Raw genomic sequence first — 19,160 nt, forward strand, 5'->3', positions numbered from 1 at the left:
TATCACCGAAGGGAGTTTAGCATCCGGGCCGCAACAACCAATCCCGAGCACGGACTCGTGAACGGGCCGTTCCCCGCCAGCGTCCCGGCACCGTCATGCGACATTCTCGAATTCGGCAAAGGCACCGATGACCGGCTTGACGATGAAGGCCATCGTGATCAGTTGGGCGACGATCCACGATGCGGTGATGCGCGCCGGTTCGAGCCTTATCCGGTCGCGGTAATAGAGCCACTGGTGGTGCGTGACGCTGAGCTGCCCGAGCTTGAAACCGCGCATCCTGTGGATTCGCTCGACCAGCGCCTTGCGCCGCGCCAGTCCCTCCGCGCTGTAGGGAAGCCGGATCAGGCGACAGCCGACCTCCATGGTGATGCTCTCGTCGCGGTTGCCGCTGAACCGTGCCGTGACCCGCCGCCCCATGTACGAAAAGGTGATGATGTAGTTCTGCCTGCGCGCGCGCGGCACGAGGTTGCCGGCCGTGTCGATCACCAGGCTGTTGACCTCCGGGATGAGTTCCTCCGCGCTGAGCCGCGGCAGGGCGGCAAGCAGGCTTTCGGGCGTCGGCAACGCCTTGCTGGCGGGTGAACTGCAGGCGGGCATCAGGGCGCGGTCCTCGATGAAGGTCAACGATCGCCCATTATGCAGGTCGTTTGTTAACCAGATGCTAACGGCCGTGCCTTCGGGGCATCCCCGGCGATCACTTTTTGCAACTGCCGACGGGCAGCATCCCCACAAGCCCTTGCGTTGCGCGCCGCGCTGGGCCAATTCGGGATCATGGCATCCCGATCCACGTCCCCATCCGCTACCGCATCCCCTTCCGCAGCATCCGCCCCCGGCCCGGCCGACGACAGCGGCCGCCGGCACGATCGGGGCTGGCTGCACCTGATCGCCTTCGCCCTTCCCTATGTCTGGCCGCGCGACGCGTTCGACCTGCGCATGCGCATGGCAGCGGCCCTGGCGCTCCTGGTCGTCGCCAAGCTCGTCAACATCGCCGTGCCGTTCTTCCTCAAGGATGCGGTCGACCAGCTGGGAATGGTCGGGCTGACAGCCATCCCGCTGGCCGCCCTGCTCGGCTATGGCGGCGCCCGGCTGGGTGCCATGCTGTTCCGCGAATTGCGCGATGCCCTGTTCGCCAAGGTCGGCCAGCGCGCCGGGCGGCAACTGGCCCTGTCGGTCTACGACCACCTCTTCAGCCTGTCGCTCGCCTATCACCTCGACCGGCGCACGGGCGAGCTCGCGCGGTCCATCGACCGTGGCGTCAAGGGTCTCTCCTATCTCCTGCGCTCGGTGGTCTTCAACATCGGCCCCACCATCCTCGAATTCGTCCTCGTCATCGGCATCCTGCTCTGGCGTTACCCGTGGACCTACGCGTTGACCACCTTCCTCACGATCGTCGCCTATGCGGCGTTCACGGTCGTCACGACCAACTGGCGGACGGTCATCCGCCGCGAGATGAACCTGCGCGACAACGAGTTCAACGCGGCGGCCGTCGACGGGCTGATCAATTACGAAGTCGTCAAGGCCTTCGCCAACGAGGGGTTCGAACGGCAGCGGCTGGACAGGTCGCTGGCCGCCTATGAAGCGGCAGCCGTCAAGGCGGAGACGAGCCTCGCCTTCCTCAACACCGGACAGGCCGCCATCATCTCCATCGGCGTGACGACCCTGATGATCCAGGCGTCATACGGTGTCGTCAACGGCACGCTCAGCGTCGGCGACGTGGTCCTGCTCAACACCTTCATGCTTCAGCTCTACCAGCCGCTCAACATGCTGGGTTTCGTCTATCGCGAAGTCCGCCAGGCGGTCACCGACCTGGAGCGGATCGACGATCTCCTGTCGCTCGCTCCCGAGGTCGCAGACCGGCCGGAGGCCCCGCCCTTGCGGCTGGACGGCGGCAGGGTGAGCATGGAGCATGTGAGCTTCGACTATGACGGCAAGCGGCCGATCCTGAAGGATGTCAGCCTCGACATTCCCAGTGGCCGCAAGCTCGCCGTGGTCGGGCCATCGGGCTCGGGCAAGTCGACGCTGGTGCGCCTGCTGTTCCGTTTCTACGATACGGGATCAGGTTCCATAACCATCGACGGGCAGGATATCCGCGACGTCGCCCAGGCAAGCCTGCGCCGGCATGTCGGGCTCGTCCCGCAGGATACCGTGCTGTTCAACGACACCATCGGGGCAAACATCGCCTATGGCCGGCCGGGGGCGAGTCCGGCAGACATCGAGGCCGCGGCACGGCAGGCGCAGATCCACGATTTCGTCGCCGGACTGCCCGAGGGATATTCGACACTGGTGGGAGAACGCGGTCTCAAGCTGTCCGGCGGCGAGAAGCAGCGGGTCGCAATCGCCCGCGTCCTGCTCAAGAACCCGGAGATCCTCGTGCTCGACGAGGCGACCTCCGCGCTCGACAGCCAGACCGAACAGGCCCTTCAGGGGGCGCTGGGAGCGGCAGCCCGGGGACGCACGACACTGGTCATAGCCCACCGCCTGTCGACCATCGCGGATGCGGATGAAATTGTCGTGCTCCGCGACGGCAGCGTCGTGGAGCGAGGCGGCCATGCCCGGCTGCTGGAGCTCGACGGGCTCTATGCCGAGATGTGGCGCCGCCAGCTCGCCGGCGAGGATGAGGACCTCCACCGGCAGCCGGTTGCTGGCGGGAACGGGTCAGATCAAAGTCCGCAGATCTGACGGGTCGTCAGATCAAAGTCCGTAGATCTTCTTCATGTTTTCCAGGCCGGCCTCGTAGATGCCCTGGATGGTCTTGACCGCATCGTTCTCGGGAACGCCGGCGGCATCGAAACTGCTCGACCACTGCACCGTGCTGGTGCCATCGCCATTGTCGGTGACGTGAACCTCGGATTCGTAGTTGGCCACCGGCAGCGGGCCGGAGACGATGCTGTAGCGATAGATGCGCTCGTTGGCATTCACCTCTTCGAGGCGCTCGGTCATGGTGCCGCCACCGACCATCTGCAGGGTGCGGACCGAACCCTTGCCTTCGCCCTCGACCTTCGACTTCGCCACAGCCGGATGCCAGTCGGCGATCTTGCCGAAACCGCCGATGGCTTGCCACAGCTGATCGGCGTTCGCCGCAATCTTGGTGGACATGGTCACTTTGGGCATGTTGGCCTCCCTGGTTGGCTTGGTGCATGGATTGTCGACGGCGGTGAAACTAGGCGTCCACGACGGGCACAGCAAGCGAAAGCGCCCGGGGCATGGCCGGCCGGGGGATGTGCCGGAGACCATGGGCGGCGAAGATCACCGGCGACGGCGACGCTTCTGGGTGGAGCCCCCGTGCGGGCTGTGGTAGGTGGACGCCGGATATCGCGGTTCCACCTACCGGTAAAGCCCCATGAACATCGTCACGGTCGCGCTGGCGGCAGACCATGCCGGCTACGAGCTCAAGAACCTCCTGGTTCATGCGGTTCGCGAGCGCGGCCTCGAAGCCCTCGATCTCGGCACCCATTCCGCCGATTCCGTCGACTATCCCGACATGGCCGACCGGGTGTCGAGGGCCATCGCCGATGCGCGCGCGCAACGCGGCGTGCTCGTCTGCGGCACGGGGATCGGCATCTCGATCGCGGCCAACCGGGCACCGCACATCCGCTGCGGCCTGTGCCACGACGTCACCACGGCCCGCCTGACCCGCCAGCACAACGATGCCAACGTCCTGGCGCTGGGGGGACGCATCGTCGGCATCGGCGTCGCCCTCGACTGCCTCGCGGCGTTCCTCGACACGCCCTATGAGGGTGGACGTCATGCAAGGCGGGTCGGGAAGCTGTCGTCCGTCCCGCAGAACCGGGATTAGGGACCATGCGCTGTCCGTTCTGTGGCTCGGAAGACACGCAGGTGAAGGACTCGCGGCCGGTGGAGGACGCGATCTCGATCCGCCGGCGCCGCCAGTGCACGGCCTGCGGCGCGCGTTTCACCACCTTCGAGCGCGTGCAGCTGCGCGACCTGACGGTCATCAAGGCGGACCAGCGGCGTGCGCCGTTCGACCGCGACAAGCTTTCCCGTTCGATCCGCATCGCCGCGCGCAAGCGAGGCATCGGCGAGGAGCAGATCGAGCGCATCGTCAACGGCATCGTGCGCCGGCTGGAGACCACGGGAGAGAACGATGTGACGAGCAAGCGCATCGGCGAGCTGACCATGGAGAGCCTCGCCAAGCTCGACGAGGTGGCCTATGTGCGCTTCGCCTCGGTCTACAGGGACTTCGCCACCGTCAAGGACTTCGAGGAGTTCATCCGCGACCTGCCCGAGGCTGACGAACAGGAATCATGAGCTTGCGCGACGAGGATATCGGCCACATGCGCGCGGCCCTGACACTGGGCGAGCGCGGCCTCGGCACCACGTGGCCGAACCCTTCGGTCGGCTGCGTGCTGGTCCGTGACGGCCGGGTGGTGGGGCGCGGATACACGGCCCGCGGCGGACGTCCCCATGCGGAGACCATCGCCATCGAGCGGGCGGGTGAAGCGGCCCGCGGCGCGACGGCCTATGTCACGCTCGAACCCTGCGCCCACTGGGGCCGCACTCCCCCCTGCGCCAGGGCCATGATCGATGCCGGCATCGCCCGTGTCGTGGTTGCCACGCTCGATCCCGACCCGAGAGTCGACGGCCGCGGCGTCGCCTGGCTGCGCGAGGCCGGCATCCCGGTCGAGGTGGGGCTGCTCGAAGAGGAGGCCATGGCCCAGCATCGGGGGCTCTATTGCCGCGTCCTCGAAAACCGGCCCATGGTCAGCCTCAAGCTGGCTCAGAGCATCGACGGACGCATCGCCACGGCGAGCGGCCACAGCCAGTGGATCACCGGCGCACCGGCGCGGGCCGAGGCACATCGCCTGCGGGCCAGCCACGACGCCATTCTGGTGGGCAGCGGCACGGCACTGATCGACGATCCCACCCTGACCTGCCGCCTGCCCGGGCGCGAGCAGGATTCGCCCGTCCGGGTGATCCTCGACCGCCGACTGCGGTTGCGGCCCGGCAACACCCTGTCCCGCACGCTCGGGGAAGGTCCGGTCTGGGTGATTACCGACAGCCGCCACATGACCCGGGCCACGGAACTCGAGTCGGCGGGCATCGAGGTGATCGGACTGGACGACCCGTGCGTCGATGCCGCCTTGACACTGCTGGCCGGCCGAAGCATCACCCGACTTCTGGTCGAGGGTGGATCCACCGTCGCCGGAGCCTTTCTTCGAGCCGGGAAAGTCGACCGGTTGCACGTTGCCACCGCCCCCATGGTGATCGGTGGCGACGGACTGCCGTCGGTGGCCGAACTCGGGCTCGACAGGGTCGACCGGGCCGGCCGGTGGAAACGCACACAATCGAGGGCCATCGGCGTCGACCGGCTGGATGTGCTCGAACGACAGAACTAGGAAATCATGTTCACGGGCATAGTTACCCATCAAGGCCGGGTGGAGGGCATCGACCGGCGCAATGACGGGCTTGAGCTCACCATTGCGTCCGACCTCGATCTCGATGCCATACCCATCGGCGCATCGGTCTGCCACAACGGCATATGCCTCACCGTGACCGGCAAGGGCGATGGCCGGCATACCGTGTTCGCCTCCATCGAGACGCTGGCCCGCACCACCATGGACACATGGCAGGCCGGTACCACGATCAACCTCGAAAGCTCGCTGCGCCTCGGCGACGAACTGGGCGGGCATCTGGTCTTCGGGCATGTCGACGGCCTCGGGCGGATCGCCGGGATCGACACCATTGGCGAAAGTCACCGCGTGGTCGTCGAGATCCCGACGGAACTTGCGGGACTCGTGGCCGTCAAGGGGTCCATCTCGGTCGATGGAATTTCCCTCACGGTCAACGAGGCGAGCCGCTCCTCGATAACGCTGATGATCATCCCGCATACCTGGGAAAACACCAACCTGCGCCACCGCGAGGTGGGCCATTCCGTCAATCTCGAAGCCGACATGCTCGCGCGCTACGTCGCACGCCAGCTCGACCTGCAAAAGGAAGGACCCGCCTGATGGCCGGCGTTGCCCATGGCCTGCCCGTTCCCGACCTCGACGGCACACGCTTTCTCATCATCGAGGCACGCTATCACGCCACCATCAACGACATGCTCATCGAGGGAGCCCGCGCCATGCTCGCGCGCGGAGGCTGCCGGCATGAGGTCCTGAGTGTCCCCGGCGCGCTGGAAATCCCGCCCGCAATCGCCCTGCACCGCGACCACGGCCGGTTTGCGGGTTTCATCGCCGTCGGCTGCGTGATCCGGGGGGAGACCACCCATTACGACCTCGTGGCCAATGAGAGCTGCCGTGGAATCATGGAACTCGGCCTGCGCGACGCCATGGCCATCGGCAACGGCATCCTCACCGTCGAGAACGAGGCGCAGGCGATTGAACGGGCCGACCCCGCACAAATGGACAAGGGGGGACATGCGGCCCTGGCCGCCATGTCGCTGGTCGACATCCGCCGTCACCTCCAGCAGCGCGTGAGGGGCTGAACGACCATGGCCCGCAAATCCAAACCCAGACCCGTGCTGAAAAAGCGTCGTGCGGCGCGTATGGCCGCCGTGCAGGCCCTCTACCAGATCGAGCAGAGCAACCAGCTGGCCGGCCACGTGGTCACCGAATTCAAGCAGCACCGGCTGCAGAGCCTCCTGCAGCCGTTCATGCCCGAAGCACCCGCCATCGACGTCGACATTCCGTGGTTCGAGCTGCTGGTTCCCGGAGCCTGGTCGCAGCGGGCGGTGCTGGACGAGAAGATCGGCCGCTGCCTGCAACCGGGCTGGACGCTCGAACGCTGCGGCTATCTCCTGCGCGCCTGCCTGCGTGCCGGCGCATTCGAACTCGCCTCGCGCAACGACGTGCCCACCGAGGTGATCATCGCCGAATATGTCGAGGTGGCGAAGCTGTTCCTGGGTGGCGACGAGCCCCGCTTCATTCATGCCGTGCTCGACCGCCTGGTGTCCGTGCTCCGGACGAGACCGCCGGCGACGGACGGCAGCGACGACGGCTCCGGCGACGGCGACTCCGGGCAGGACGGCGCCGGCGAGAACGGAGTTGGGTCCGGACCTTGAGCAGGAGCGAGTTCGACTTCATCGAGACCTGCCTCGCGCCGCTGAGCCGCGGCTTCGACGGGGCGCTGGATCTCGGCGACGACGCCGCCCTGGTCGAGATGGGCGACGGCCGCACGCTCGTGATCGCCAAGGACGCGATGGTCGAGGACGTCCATTTTCGCGCTGCCGATCCACCCGACACCGTCGCCCGCAAGGTGCTGCGCACCAATCTCTCCGATCTGGCCGCCATGGGAGCCGAACCGCTCGCCTATCTCACCGCCATCGCCCGGCCGGGATCGCGCGGCGATGACTGGCTCGAAGCCATCGCTGCCGGTTTCGCCGCCGACCAGTCGATCTGGCCCATCCACCTCATCGGCGGAGATACCGTCTCGACGGCCGGCCCGGCCATGCTGAGCTGCACCATTCTCGGCACCCTTCCCACCGGCACCGCGCTGTTGCGTTCGGGCGCCCGACCGGGCGATCTGGTGCTCGTGAGCGGTACCCTGGGCGATTCGGCCCTCGGCCTGCGTGTCCTGCAGGGGCTCGCCGCGGACGACGAGGCCCGCCTGTTCCTGGCGGACCGATACCGCCTGCCCCGCCCCCGCACCACCCTCGGCACCCTCCTGCGCGGCCGCGCCAGCTCGGCCATCGACATCTCCGATGGCCTCGTTGCCGACCTCGGCCACATCCTGTCACGCTCGCAGGCAGGTGCGACCATCGCGACGCAACGCCTGCCCCTGTCCCGCCATGCCGCAGGCATGCCGGGCGCCCTCGAAGCCGCCCTCTTCGGCGGTGACGACTACGAACTCCTGTTCACCCTGCCCCCCGACCGGTTCGACGAGGTCACCGCCCTCGCCGACATCCCCGTGACCGTCATCGGCCGCATCGACGCCGAACCCGGCCTGCGGGTGCTGGACGAAAGCGGCCGTCCGGTCGATACACCCCGCCGGGGCTGGCAGCATTTCTGATGCCATGGCCCCGCACGCCCATTCCGCCGAAACCGCCACGATGAACCGCGCGGCACGGGTCGACCGACTGGCCCCCGTCCTCTTCCTCATCTTCTGGTCGAGCGGTTTCGTCGCCGCCAAGATCGGGCTGGACGGAGCGCCGCCGCTCACCCTCCTCGCCCTGCGCTTCACCCTTGTCGCCGCCATCCTCATCCCCGCATCGCTGCTCCTGCGCTCGCAATATCCGCGCGATCCGCAACACTTCATGCACATTGCCGTCACCGGGCTGATCATGCAGGCGATCTATTTCGGCACCTCCTATGTCGGCTTCGCCGCCGGTGGCAGTGCTGGCGGCGTCGCCCTGATCCTGGGCATGCAGCCCATCGTCACCGCCTGCATCGTCGGCCCCCTCCTCGGCGAGCGCGTCAGCCCGCGCCACTGGCTCGGCCTCGCCCTGGGCTTCGCCGGCGTCGTGCTCGTCCTCACCGAAAAGCTCCAGACCGGGATGGGATCGCCGGCCGGCATCGCCTGGACCCTCGTCGCGCTCGCGGCGATCACCGGCGGCACCCTCTACCAGAAGCGCTACTGCCCGAGCTTCGACCTCGTCGCCGGCGGCGCCATCCAGTTCACCATCGCCGCCATCGCCATCGCGCTTGCGGCCTTCCTCACCGAGGACATGACCATCGACTGGTCGCCACGTTTCGTCTGGGCGCTCGCCTACCTCGTCCTCATCAACTCGATCATCGCCATCAGCCTGCTTTCCTGGATGATCCGGCGCGGCGAGGCCTCGAAGGTCACCGCCCTCTTCTTCCTCGTCCCTCCGGGCGCCGCCCTCGTCGCCTTCCTCGTCCTGGATGAACGCCTGCAAACGCTGGCGATGCTCGGCATGGCCACGGCCGCCTTCGGCGTCGCCCTCGTCATGCACAGGCCCGAACGGCACTGACAGCGGCCGGAGGGCGCGCGGAAATGATCCCGACGGTCGTGGCCCCGGTCAGTCAGGCAGCTTCCTCGGCCTCCATCGCGCGGCCGAACGCCGGACGGGCGCGGCAGCGGTCGAGATAGGCGGCAAGGACCGGGCTGTTGGGCAGCGCGCCGAAAAGCTGCATGAAATGCACACCCGACCCCACCAGCGTGTCGGCGACGGTGAACCGTTCTCCCAGCAGCCATGGCCCCTGCCCCAGCGCGGTTTCGAGCAGGCCGATCATCAGGTCGAAGCTGCCATGGCCACTCTGCGAGGAATTGGGCTCGACCTTGGCGAACTTCTCCCCGAGCGCGGGTTCCAGCACGGCATTGTTGAACATCACCCACTGGAGAAAGGCGCCACGCTGCCGATGGCCCACCGGGACACCGAGCCCGGCATCGGGATGCTTGTCGGCCAGATAGAGCGCGATGGCACCGGAATCCCACAGGCGCGTGTCACCATCGACCAGTGCCGGCACCTTGCCCAGGGGTGAGGCCCGACGGAACTCCGGATCGCTGCGGGCCTGTTCGTCGCGAATGTCGACGAGCACCCGCTCGCAAGGCAGCCCCATCTCCTCGACCAGCCAGAGGATGCGGAAGGCGCGCGTGCGCGGACAGAAGTAGAATTTCACGGTGTGGTTCCTTCTTGCGGTTCCCGGGTTTCGCCGCTTTCCGTGCAGGAAGGCAGGCCATCCACCCATTGTTGCCAGTTGTGCAGGAAATCCCGGAGCTGGCGACCGGTTTCACTGGGAAAGCGTTCGTCACCCACCTTCATCGAGCAGATCCGGTCCAGCCTGAACGAGCGGAAGTCCTCGCGCAATTCGCACCATGTGAACAGCAGCCACACCGGGCCGTAGAACGCCAGCCCGAGTGGCCGGATCCGCCGGCAGGTGCGGTTGCCGTCGATGTCGCTGTAGTCGATGTCGACATAACGTTGCTCGCGGATGGCCCGGCGCAGTTCGGCCCCGTCGATGCTGAGCTGTACCCCGCTCCGGTCCGCAGGCGCGAGCAGCGGCGTGGTATGCACCACCGCCCGCAGTTCGGCAGGCAGTACCGCTGCGACCTTGGCCAGCAGGCTGCCGGCAGCCGCGCACATCTCGGCATCGCTCCAGCTCTCGATGATCCGCACGCCGAGGACAAGGGCCTCGATCTCGCTTCGGGTCAGCATCATCGGCGGCAGGTCATAGCCATCCTCCAGCATGTAGCCGACGCCGGCCTCGCCGGTGATCGGCACGCGCTGGGCGATGAGGTCAGCGATATCGCGGTAGACGGTACGCAACGAGACCTCAAGCTCCCCGGCCAGGTCGCTTGCCCGCGTGAGCTTGCGGCGGCGCATGATCTGGATGATCTCGAACAATCGGTCAGCACGACGCAATGATCCTCTCCCCTTGCAGACAATCGCATCATGTCACAGGTCTGCTGACACCATGGTGGCAGCAGGTGTCGCTTATCAAGACTCCGGTAACGTGCATCGGGAGACTGGACATGGGGCCCTGGTACAATCATTTATCGGACCACCTGCACCGCAACATCGAGCGTCGTGCGCCGGAGAAGGCCGGCAGCGGCCCGAAGGACATGCGGCTTGCGGGCGCCATCACGGCGAGCATGCGGGCGCTGACCGCCGTTTGCCGACTGTTTTCACGAACGGAAGATCCAGAACAGGCCCATGGACGATCACATTCGCATTCGCGGCGCGCGTGAGCACAACCTGAAGTCGGTCGATGTCGACATTCCCCGCTTCAAGCTGGTGGTGATCACGGGTCTTTCAGGGTCGGGCAAATCGTCGCTGGCCTTCGATACCATCTATGCCGAAGGGCAGCGGCGCTACGTGGAGAGCCTTTCGGCCTATGCCCGGCAGTTTCTCGAACTGATGCAGAAACCCGATGTCGACCTGATCGAGGGACTCTCGCCGGCCATCTCCATCGAGCAGAAGACCACCTCGCGCAACCCGCGCTCGACAGTGGCCACGGTCACCGAGATCTACGATTACATGCGTCTCCTGTGGGCACGCGTCGGCATCCCCTATTCGCCGGCCACCGGCCTGCCGATCGAGGCGCAGACCGTCTCGCAGATGGTCGACCGGGTGATGGCCATGCCCGATGGCACGCGGCTCTACCTGCTCGCGCCCATCGTGCGCGGCCGCAAGGGCGAGTACCGCAAGGAGATGGCCGAGCTGATGCGGCGCGGCTTCCAGCGGGTCAAGATCGACGGCGAGATGTACGAGCTCGACGAGGTGCCCGCCCTCGACAAGAAGAGGAAGCACGAGATCGAGGTGGTGGTGGACCGCTTCGTCACGGCTCCCGACATGGCGCAGCGGCTGGCGGAATCGATCGAGACAGCACTGGAGCTGGCCGACGGGCTGGCCATCACCGAGGATGCCGACAGCGGCGAACGCGTGACCATGTCGGCGAAGTTCGCCTGCCCGGTATCGGGCTTCACCCTGCCGGAGATCGAACCGCGGCTGTTCTCGTTCAACAATCCCTATGGCGCCTGTCCGTCCTGCGACGGCCTCGGCAAGCGGATGCTGATGGACCCGGAGCTGGTCGTGCCGAACACGACGAAGACGATCCGGCAGGGTGCCGTGGAGCCCTGGGCGTCGCAGACGATGCACTATTACCCGCAGGCGCTGGCGGCGATCCTCCAGCACTTCGACGAAAGCGTGGACACGCCCTGGGAAGACCTGCCGCAGAAGGTCCGGGACGTCATCCTCTACGGTTCCGGCGACGATCCCGTACCGATGGAGTTCGAGGACGGGCTGCGGACGCTCAAGACCAACAAGCCGTTCGAGGGTGTGATCAACAATCTCCAGCGGCGCTGGCGCGAGACCGAGAGCAACTGGATGCGCGAGGAGCTGGGCCGCTACATGTCGGCGGCCCCCTGCGAGAGCTGCCACGGCATGCGCCTCAAGCCCGAGGCGCTGTGCGTGAAAGTCGGCGAGCGGCACATTTCCGAAATCACCGAGCTTTCCATCCGCGATGCCGGCGACTGGTTCGACGCCCTGTCCTCGCGGCTGACGGACAAGCAGAACGAGATCGCCACCCGGATCCTCAAGGAAATCAACGAGCGGCTCGGCTTTCTCAACAATGTCGGCCTGTCCTATCTGACACTGGCACGCGATTCCGGCACGCTCTCCGGCGGCGAGAGCCAGCGCATCCGCCTCGCCTCGCAGATCGGCTCCGGCCTGACCGGCGTGCTCTACGTCCTCGACGAGCCCTCCATCGGTCTGCACCAGCGCGACAATGACCGGTTGCTGGCAACGCTGGTACGGCTGCGCGACCTCGGCAACACGGTGATTGTCGTCGAGCATGACGAGGATGCCATCAGGAGTGCGGACTATCTCATCGACATGGGTCCGGGTGCCGGCGTGCATGGCGGCCTCGTGGTGGCCAAAGGCACGCCCGCCGAGGTGATGACGGCACCGGAGAGCCTCACCGGGCAATACCTCTCCGGCCGCCGCCATATCGCCACGCCGGACAGGCGCCGCAAGGCAAGAAAGCGCCGCTGGCTGTCGCTGGAGGGTGCCCGGGCCAACAACCTGCGGGGAGTTGTCGCCCGCTTCCCGCTGGGCTGCCTCGTCTGCGTCACCGGCGTTTCCGGCTCCGGCAAGTCGTCGCTGGTGGTGGACACGCTCTATCCCGCGCTGTCGCGCAAGCTCATGGGCTCGCGGCAGGTTCCGGGCGACCATGACGCCCTCACCGGACTGGAGCATGTCGACAAGGTGGTCGATATCGACCAGTCGCCCATCGGCCGCACGCCGCGCTCCAACCCGGCCACCTATACCGGCGCCTTCAGCCCCATCCGCGACTGGTTCGCCGGGTTGCCCGAGGCGAAGGCGCGCGGCTACAAGCCCGGACGCTTTTCCTTCAACGTCAAGGGCGGGCGCTGCGAGGCCTGCCAGGGCGACGGTGTCATCAAGATCGAGATGCATTTCCTGCCCGACGTCTATGTCGAGTGCGAGCAGTGCCACGGCCGCCGGTTCAACCGCGAGACGCTGGAAGTCGAGTACAGGGGGCACAGCATCGCCGACGTCCTCGACATGACCGTCGAGACCGCGACCGACCTTTTCTCCGCCGTGCCCGCCGTGCACAACAAGCTGCGCACCCTCAAGGAGGTCGGGCTCGGCTACATCAAGCTGGGCCAGCAGGCGACCACGCTTTCGGGCGGCGAGGCGCAGCGGGTGAAGCTCGCCAAGGAGCTGTCCAAACGCGCCACCGGCCAGACCGTCTACATCCTCGACGAGCCCACGACCGGCCTGCATTTCGAGGATGTGCGCAAGCTGCTCGAAGTCCTGCAACGACTGGTCGAGCAAGGCAACACGGTGATCGTCATCGAGCACAATCTCGAAGTCATCAAGACGGCGGACTGGATCATCGACATGGGCCCCGACGGCGGCACCGGCGGCGGCACCATCGTTGCCGAAGGCACCCCCGAACAGGTCGCCGCCACCAGCGGCAGCCATACCGGCAGCTACCTGGCACGGATGCTCGGTGCAGCATCGTCGGCCGAATCCGGAGGGACGGTGCTGCGCTCGGCCTGAACGGGACGGCCGGATCTGGCCGGCACAACGTTCAATTCGGCTAAAATTTTAGGAATCGGGCGCATGCCGACCGTTCAGGCGACGGCATCCCCGAAATTGAACACGCCATCAACCGTGGAAATTCCGTCCGTCAATGACGGGGCGGATCCTTCCCTGTCCGCCGTCTCCAGCTCCGTCCGGCGGGCCTCCACCCATGCCGTTGCGGCGGCTGCCAACCGGGCATGGAGAAGGCTCGTGAGCTGGCGCAGGAGGCGGCGGCGACCGCGGGCACGTTGCAGGGCCTGCTGATGATGTGGGTCCTGCAACAGCTCGCGGACGCGTTCGGGCGACAACGGCGGACGGGGAGCCATCCGTGGCCGCCTCGCCCGCATGGGCCGATCCATCTGCCGCAGCACGCCTTGCAGCAGGATTACCAGCGGGCGGCGGCCGCGCCTCTGCGTCGCCCAGCGGAGCCACTCCAGTTCGTCGCGGTTTTCCTGCCCGGCGGCGTGAAAGAGCCGCTGGCTCACCTCGGCAAACCATGATCGCGCCCACGGCATGAGCATGGAACGCAGCCCGTCACGGCCCTCGCCGGCAACGGAATGAAGGATGGCAATCAGGGCCGCGATCGGGTCCGGCAGTCCGGCATCGCCGACGATGTCCGCGGCTTCGGCATCCGTTGCCCGCCCGGTGGCGCGAAGCCAGGCGAATCGCAGCAGCCGCGCACAACCCCAGCGCGCCATGCGCCCGATCCGGGGAGTCGCGCGCGTCCCCGGCCCCGAAGACGGGCGCGCGATGGAAGCGGCAGGGGTGGGGTTCGGCGACATGGGCGCGAACCTGCCTGTATCCGGTACCCATGTCAAGGAAAAAATTCCTTTTATGGGCAGGCAAACGTCTCCCTCTGCCTCACACGCAGGTCAGCAACCGGCCCTCGCCGTCGAACTGCATGGGTTGCAGATCTCCCTCCTGCTCCAGTTCATCGAGCAGCGGCCGGCTGACGAGGATCTCATCGAGCGCAAGGGTGTTGCGGATCTGGCAGTAGCGCCTCGTGGCCGGGTCGGTGTTCCAGCATGTGGCAAGGGCCGCCTGCAGGGCCTCCCGTTCGGTCGCCATGACCATGGGAATGCGGCATTTCTCGCTGATGGCCGAAGTGATGGCGTTTTCGTACATGCTCTTGAGGTCGAGGCCGTCGGCCATGGATTTCGGGATGTAGTCCGCGACACCGACACCCACGCCATTGCCATGGGTCGCGGCGGTAAGGCGCAGGGCGACAAGCTTGGCCATGAAGATATGGTCGGGATTGGCCATGCCGCGGATGTCGGTGCGGCCGATGACGGCATAATCCATCCCGGCACCGCTGATCTCCTTGCCCAGTTCCTCGCAGGCCAGCACGTCGAGCTGACGGAACGGCAGGCGGGCAAGCAGGGATTTCGCCCGTTTCAGCAGGCGCCGGTCGACATCGGCGAAATCCTGCGGCTCCACGCCCTCGATGGTGACGATCTCGTGGGCCGCGTTCTCGACGATGGCAAGGCCATGGGCGAGCGGACTGTTGGCGATGGCGATGGCCGCCATCTCGGGCAGGACCTCCGACAGCCCCATGGGTCCCATGCCGTGGATGTTGCGCGCGCCTTCCTGCTTGCCCAGACCGATGCCGACCATCTTGGTGAGACCGCTCTCGACGGGCCGGTCGAAGCTGGTATGCGACTTGATCCGGGCAATGATGACGACGGCATCGGCGGCATGGGCAAGGGCGTCGAAATTGCAGGGCACGCCCCTGGCGGTGCGGCCGCACTCGACCACTTCCATGCCGGCCCGCACGGGCGCTCCGGTGCGCGCCTCGTCCACTCCCAGCCGGGCCAGCACGCCCGCCTGCCCCTCGGCGGTGCCGCCACCGTGGCTGCCCATGGCCGGGACGATGAAGGGGTCGAGCCCCCGCTCGCGCAACCATGCGACGACGGTCCGCGCCAGCAGGCCGATATGGGCGATGCCGCGGCTGCCGACGGCGATGGCGACGCTCGATCCGCGCGGAAGGGAGACGAGCCGGGCTGACCGGTCGAGGGCGGCGCGCACGCCACCCTCGATGTCGCCGATGGCCGGAGCCGTCGGCTGCCGCAACTTCACGCGCGCCACCTCCGGCAGCGGCACGGATCCGAGCGAGGGGATCGGCACGGCCGGAAAGGTCGGGTTCAGCATGGTCCGAGACTCCGGTGTCAGGATTGCGGGTTGCAGATGTCCTGCACGGATTTCTTCACGGCGGCCGGATCGAAGACGGCTTCGAGCCAGTTGTCCTTGAAGATGACCGGCCTCGCTTGGTCGATGGCATGCAGCGCGCCATCGGAGAACTTGCCTTCCTTGAAGATCTCGAAGGCGATGGCGAGCTCGATGGTCAGGTGTCCGAGAATGAAGTCGAAGGCGGCCTGCCGCGGCACACCCCGGCGGATCGCCTCGTCGGCGGCCTCGCGCAGGGCCAGCGCCATGGTCGCACCGACCGTCTCGCTCAGGGCAGGTTCGAGGATGGCGACCCCTTCGACGGTGCAACGGTGCGAGCGCATCACCGGCCCGTAGATCACCCGTGCGATGTCCTCGCAGAGCTTGTAGTGCTCCTCCGGCCCCTGCATCAGCGCACAGACGATATGCTGCTTGGCATGCACACCGCCGAAGAAATCGCCCTTGCCCTCGGGCGTCGTCTCGTCATTGAAGATCGGCGGATGGCAGGGATGGGTGATGAAGTAGGTTATGTCGCTGCGTTGGGGCAGTTCGCCCGCATGCGGCGCGGCGGCATCCAGCATGATGACCGCCGTTCCCGGCTTCAGGCTGTCGACGAAGGTCGAAAGGATCTTGCCGATGAGGCGGTCCGGCACAGCCATGATGATCACGTCCGCACGGGCCAGCGCCGCATCCTGGTCCACGCAGTCCACCGCCAGCGCCTTCTTCAGCCGCTCGCGGCCTCCGGCCGATACCTCGACATGGTCGACCTCGTAATCAGAGCTGGCAAGATTGGTGGCCAGCCTTACGCCCATCTTGCCACCGGCACCCAGCAACGCGATCCGTGTCATTCCAGCATTCCTCCCCGTTCGGCCCGCTCCATGCGCACCGTTGCAGCACAATCAGCCGTCCGGCCGCCCTCCGGCGCGAACCGCTCCAAAATAGTCAACCGCTCCCATTTGCCCACCCTTGAGCGCGAGTTCCAGCCCGTCGAGGGCGGGATCGGCGGCAAAAGCCCGGCACAATGCCGCTCCCGGAGCGATCGCGGCACGGGCTTCGAGCGCGTGAACGCCCATGGCCATGGCGGCATGGCCCGAAGTATCGCCGCCGGCGATCAGCGCGCGGCCGGTGCCCGTCGCGCGGATCATGGCGGCAAGGGCACGGCCGAGCCCGTCGCCGATGCGGTCCATGACAAGCTGGGAAGTCACATTGCCGTTCCTGACGGCGTCGCGCAGGCGCCCGGTGGCCGGATCATCCGGGCCACGGGCGGTGACGATGAGCGGGCTGACGGCATCATCGAGACCGGCAAGCGCCGCGTCCACCGCGCGGCCGACAGCGGCCTGCCATTCGGTCCCGTCCACGGCTGCTGCCGCGTCCAGCTGCACGACGCGAAACCCGTTCGCCTCGGCCCAGTCGATCTGGCTTGCGGTCACCGGCGAAACCGATCCCGACACGGCGGCGATCCTGCCGAGCGCGGCAGCTCGTGGCGGTGCCGGGGGGTGCGGCAGCAGGCCCGCATCCTGCCACCACGCGCACAGGGCATATTCGATCCCCTGGGAACCGATGCAGAACACGTCGCCCTGCTCTTCCGCAGCCTTCCAGATCAGCCTGCCGGCCTCGCGCAGCGTCTCGTCGTCGACGGTGTCGAGGGCCACGATCCCGGCACCGGCCGCACGTTCGGCGGCGAGCCTGATGTCGGCACGGCCTTCCTTCATCGACACCAGATCGACGAGCCCCAGCGGCATGCGGGTCTGGCGGGCCAGATGCAGGCGGACATCCCCTTCGTCCATCGGCGTCACCGGATGGCGTTGCATGACCGGATGACGGTCGATGCGCCATGTGTCGCCGGCATAGTCCGCAAACAGGTTGCCGAACGCCTGATAGCGCCGGATCGCCGGTGCCGCGACCAGAAAGGGTATCCATGCCCCGTCGAAATGCTCGCGGCCGATCTCGGCGGCCGTGCCGATCGACCCCACATGCGGCGCAGAATCCAGCGTCGAACAGGTCTTGTAGTGGCGGACCTTCGCATCCAGCGATGCGAGAAAGGCATAGGCTCCGGGCAGATTCTCGCGCATCCATTGCGGCGATTGCGAGCGGGCGACACCGGCAATGCCGATGCCGCGATATCCCTCGTGCCGGGATTGCTGCTCAGGTGTCGGAACACCCAGATAGAGGATGGTCGGCAGGCCGTTGAAGGTCAGCACCTCCATCACCGCCGTCGAGCCGGTAAAGTCGTCACCGTAGAAGGCCACCAGCGGTCCTGCTGGCAGGCTCATGCCTGCACTCCCGATTGCACCGCATCGTCCCAGGCTTCACGCAGGGCCCGCACTCCCGCCGCGGGACCGCCCGGATGGGCCATGATGCCGCCGCCCGCGGCAAAGATCAGGTCAACCGAGCCCAGGGCCTTCCAGGTCGGCAGCGCCTGCTTCGGCGTCTGCCCGGAGGAGAACACCGGCATGGCCAGCGCCGGACGGTCCTCGAACATCGGCGTCAGGCAGGTGCGCGCCGAGGCGATGACACTGCCGTCATCCTCGCAGAACTTGTTGGCGATCCCGTTGACATGCAGGTGATCGGCTCCCGCCAGCCGCCAGATCTTCTGCCAGGCGACATAGGACCAGCCGAGCAGCGGATGGCGGGACAGGTAGCCCCAGCCGTTGCGGTGGGCATGGATCGGCAGTTCGCTCATGCGTCCCAGCTCGATCATGCCGGCAAGGCCGACGGAGTTGAGGCTGGCCATGACGCAGGTGCCGCCCAGGTCGCGCACCAGATCGTGCCGCCGACGCATCTCGTCGAGATCGCCGGTGATGTTGAAGGCGAACATCACCTTCTTTCCGGTACGTTCGGCGTGATCGTTGACGACCCGCATCACCGCCCGGGCACGCTCTTCGAACGGACAGGCCGGGCCATCGGCCTGAAGTTCGTCATCCTTGATGAAGTCGATGCCGGCATGCGCAAGCATGTCCACGAGCCCGGCGGTCTGCCGCGCATCGAAGCCCACCGAGGGCTTGACGATGGTGCCGACCAGCGGCCGATCGTCGACGCCGGAAAGCCGCCTGGTACCCTCGATACCGAAGCGCGGTCCGGCATAACGGTCGGCGAAGGCCCCCGGCAGGCGGATATCGAGCAGGCGCAGACCCGAGACCTGCTTCAGTTCGAACAGGTTGCCGGCGACGGTGGCAACGAGATTGGGCAGGCTCGCGCCGAGATTGGCGAGCGGCCATGACAGCGTCATCCTCGCCCGGCGATACGGCGTGCTGCCGTCACGGCCGGCTCCCGGCAGCGACGGTTCCCCGACCTCGCCGATCACCTCCAGACGCTCGACCCGTGCCGCCGAACGCTCCTTCAGCTCCGGCGTCTCCCCCGGGACGGGCACGAAGGTGCCACTCGACTGTTCCCCGGCCACGACGGCAGCCGCGACCGCCGGGTCGTATCCGGTCTCGATCAGATAGTCCGCCTCGATCCGCTCGTCCGCCACCCCAGTCAAGCCGCCCTCCCCCAGCTGCAACCGACGGCATTGGTATAGCAGGGC

General features: G+C 67.0%; 20 protein-coding genes. 11 read left to right on the forward strand and 9 right to left on the reverse strand.

Annotated features, from left to right (window positions below; translation table 11 throughout):
* Positions 1-93 precede the first annotated feature (93 nt).
* Positions 94-624 (reverse strand): hypothetical protein, encoded by a 531-nt coding sequence (locus tag H6851_18620; GenBank protein ID MCB9945622.1) that lies wholly within the window; start codon positions 622-624, stop codon positions 94-96.
* 147 nt (positions 625-771) lie between these two features.
* Between H6851_18620 and H6851_18625 the strand changes: the two genes are divergently transcribed.
* Positions 772-2,679, forward strand: coding sequence for an ABC transporter ATP-binding protein/permease (locus tag H6851_18625; GenBank protein ID MCB9945623.1), 1,908 nt, complete (start codon positions 772-774; stop codon positions 2,677-2,679).
* A gap of 12 nt (positions 2,680-2,691) precedes the next feature.
* Here H6851_18625 and H6851_18630 read toward each other — a convergent pair whose 3' ends face one another.
* On the reverse strand, positions 2,692-3,111 hold the full coding sequence (locus H6851_18630; protein ID MCB9945624.1) for an SRPBCC family protein: 420 nt from the start codon (positions 3,109-3,111) through the stop codon (positions 2,692-2,694).
* A gap of 229 nt (positions 3,112-3,340) precedes the next feature.
* On the opposite strand from H6851_18630, the gene rpiB reads away from it, so the two are divergent.
* The 8 genes from rpiB to H6851_18670 are packed head-to-tail and all read left to right on the forward strand — an operon-like array spanning position 3,341 to position 8,893.
* Entirely contained in the window at positions 3,341-3,796 is a 456-nt protein-coding gene (rpiB, locus tag H6851_18635) for a ribose 5-phosphate isomerase B (protein MCB9945625.1), read from the forward strand.
* Positions 3,797-3,801: 5 nt separating this feature from the next.
* Positions 3,802-4,269, forward strand: a complete 468-nt coding sequence (gene nrdR, locus H6851_18640; protein MCB9945626.1) for a transcriptional repressor NrdR — start codon at positions 3,802-3,804, stop codon at positions 4,267-4,269.
* Positions 4,266-5,357 (forward strand): bifunctional diaminohydroxyphosphoribosylaminopyrimidine deaminase/5-amino-6-(5-phosphoribosylamino)uracil reductase RibD, encoded by a 1,092-nt coding sequence (gene ribD, locus H6851_18645; GenBank protein MCB9945627.1) that lies wholly within the window; start codon positions 4,266-4,268, stop codon positions 5,355-5,357. The genes nrdR and ribD overlap by 4 nt, the downstream gene beginning before the upstream one ends.
* 6 nt (positions 5,358-5,363) lie before the next feature.
* On the forward strand, positions 5,364-5,969 hold the full coding sequence (locus H6851_18650; protein MCB9945628.1) for a riboflavin synthase: 606 nt from the start codon (positions 5,364-5,366) through the stop codon (positions 5,967-5,969).
* Positions 5,969-6,448 carry a 6,7-dimethyl-8-ribityllumazine synthase gene (gene ribH / locus H6851_18655; protein MCB9945629.1) on the forward strand — a complete coding sequence of 160 codons (480 nt, stop codon included), beginning with the start codon at positions 5,969-5,971 and terminating at the stop codon, positions 6,446-6,448. Before H6851_18650 ends, ribH begins: the two co-directional genes overlap by 1 nt.
* Before the next feature lie 6 nt (positions 6,449-6,454).
* Entirely contained in the window at positions 6,455-7,024 is a 570-nt protein-coding gene (nusB, locus tag H6851_18660; GenBank protein MCB9945630.1) for a transcription antitermination factor NusB, read from the forward strand.
* Positions 7,021-7,971 (forward strand): thiamine-phosphate kinase, encoded by a 951-nt coding sequence (thiL, locus tag H6851_18665; GenBank protein MCB9945631.1) that lies wholly within the window; start codon positions 7,021-7,023, stop codon positions 7,969-7,971. Before nusB ends, thiL begins: the two co-directional genes overlap by 4 nt.
* A 40-nt stretch (positions 7,972-8,011) precedes the next feature.
* Positions 8,012-8,893 carry a DMT family transporter gene (locus tag H6851_18670; protein MCB9945632.1) on the forward strand — a complete coding sequence of 294 codons (882 nt, stop codon included), beginning with the start codon at positions 8,012-8,014 and terminating at the stop codon, positions 8,891-8,893.
* A 52-nt stretch (positions 8,894-8,945) separates the two neighbouring features.
* Here the strand turns inward: H6851_18670 and H6851_18675 are convergent, their stop codons facing one another.
* Positions 8,946-9,542, reverse strand: a complete 597-nt coding sequence (locus H6851_18675; GenBank protein MCB9945633.1) for a glutathione S-transferase family protein — start codon at positions 9,540-9,542, stop codon at positions 8,946-8,948.
* The gene (locus H6851_18680; GenBank protein ID MCB9945634.1) at positions 9,539-10,285 is read right to left on the reverse strand and encodes a YafY family transcriptional regulator; all 747 of its coding nucleotides are present in this window, start codon (positions 10,283-10,285) and stop codon (positions 9,539-9,541) included. Before H6851_18680 ends, H6851_18675 begins: the two co-directional genes overlap by 4 nt.
* Before the next feature lie 110 nt (positions 10,286-10,395).
* On the opposite strand from H6851_18680, the gene H6851_18685 reads away from it, so the two are divergent.
* Both H6851_18685 and uvrA read left to right on the forward strand, forming a co-directional pair.
* Positions 10,396-10,611, forward strand: a complete 216-nt coding sequence (locus H6851_18685) for a hypothetical protein (protein ID MCB9945635.1) — start codon at positions 10,396-10,398, stop codon at positions 10,609-10,611.
* On the forward strand, positions 10,577-13,447 hold the full coding sequence (gene uvrA, locus H6851_18690) for an excinuclease ABC subunit UvrA (protein ID MCB9945636.1): 2,871 nt from the start codon (positions 10,577-10,579) through the stop codon (positions 13,445-13,447). The genes H6851_18685 and uvrA overlap by 35 nt, the downstream gene beginning before the upstream one ends.
* A 74-nt stretch (positions 13,448-13,521) precedes the next feature.
* On the opposite strand, the gene H6851_18695 is transcribed toward uvrA, so the two are convergent.
* From H6851_18695 to H6851_18715, 5 genes are all read right to left on the reverse strand, one after another.
* Positions 13,522-14,253: a hypothetical protein gene (locus H6851_18695; GenBank protein ID MCB9945637.1), complete on the reverse strand. Its 732-nt coding sequence runs from the start codon at positions 14,251-14,253 to the stop codon at positions 13,522-13,524.
* 79 nt (positions 14,254-14,332) lie between these two features.
* Positions 14,333-15,619 carry a hypothetical protein gene (locus tag H6851_18700; protein MCB9945638.1) on the reverse strand — a complete coding sequence of 429 codons (1,287 nt, stop codon included), beginning with the start codon at positions 15,617-15,619 and terminating at the stop codon, positions 14,333-14,335.
* A 17-nt stretch (positions 15,620-15,636) separates the two neighbouring features.
* On the reverse strand, positions 15,637-16,482 hold the full coding sequence (locus H6851_18705) for an NAD(P)-binding domain-containing protein (GenBank protein MCB9945639.1): 846 nt from the start codon (positions 16,480-16,482) through the stop codon (positions 15,637-15,639).
* A gap of 51 nt (positions 16,483-16,533) precedes the next feature.
* Entirely contained in the window at positions 16,534-17,907 is a 1,374-nt protein-coding gene (locus H6851_18710; protein MCB9945640.1) for a four-carbon acid sugar kinase family protein, read from the reverse strand.
* Positions 17,904-19,115 carry a ribulose-bisphosphate carboxylase large subunit family protein gene (locus H6851_18715; protein ID MCB9945641.1) on the reverse strand — a complete coding sequence of 404 codons (1,212 nt, stop codon included), beginning with the start codon at positions 19,113-19,115 and terminating at the stop codon, positions 17,904-17,906. The genes H6851_18710 and H6851_18715 overlap by 4 nt, the downstream gene beginning before the upstream one ends.
* Positions 19,116-19,160 lie beyond the last annotated feature (45 nt).

Source organism: Geminicoccaceae bacterium (genome assembly GCA_020638465.1).
Taxonomy (GTDB): domain Bacteria; phylum Pseudomonadota; class Alphaproteobacteria; order Geminicoccales; family Geminicoccaceae; genus JAGREO01.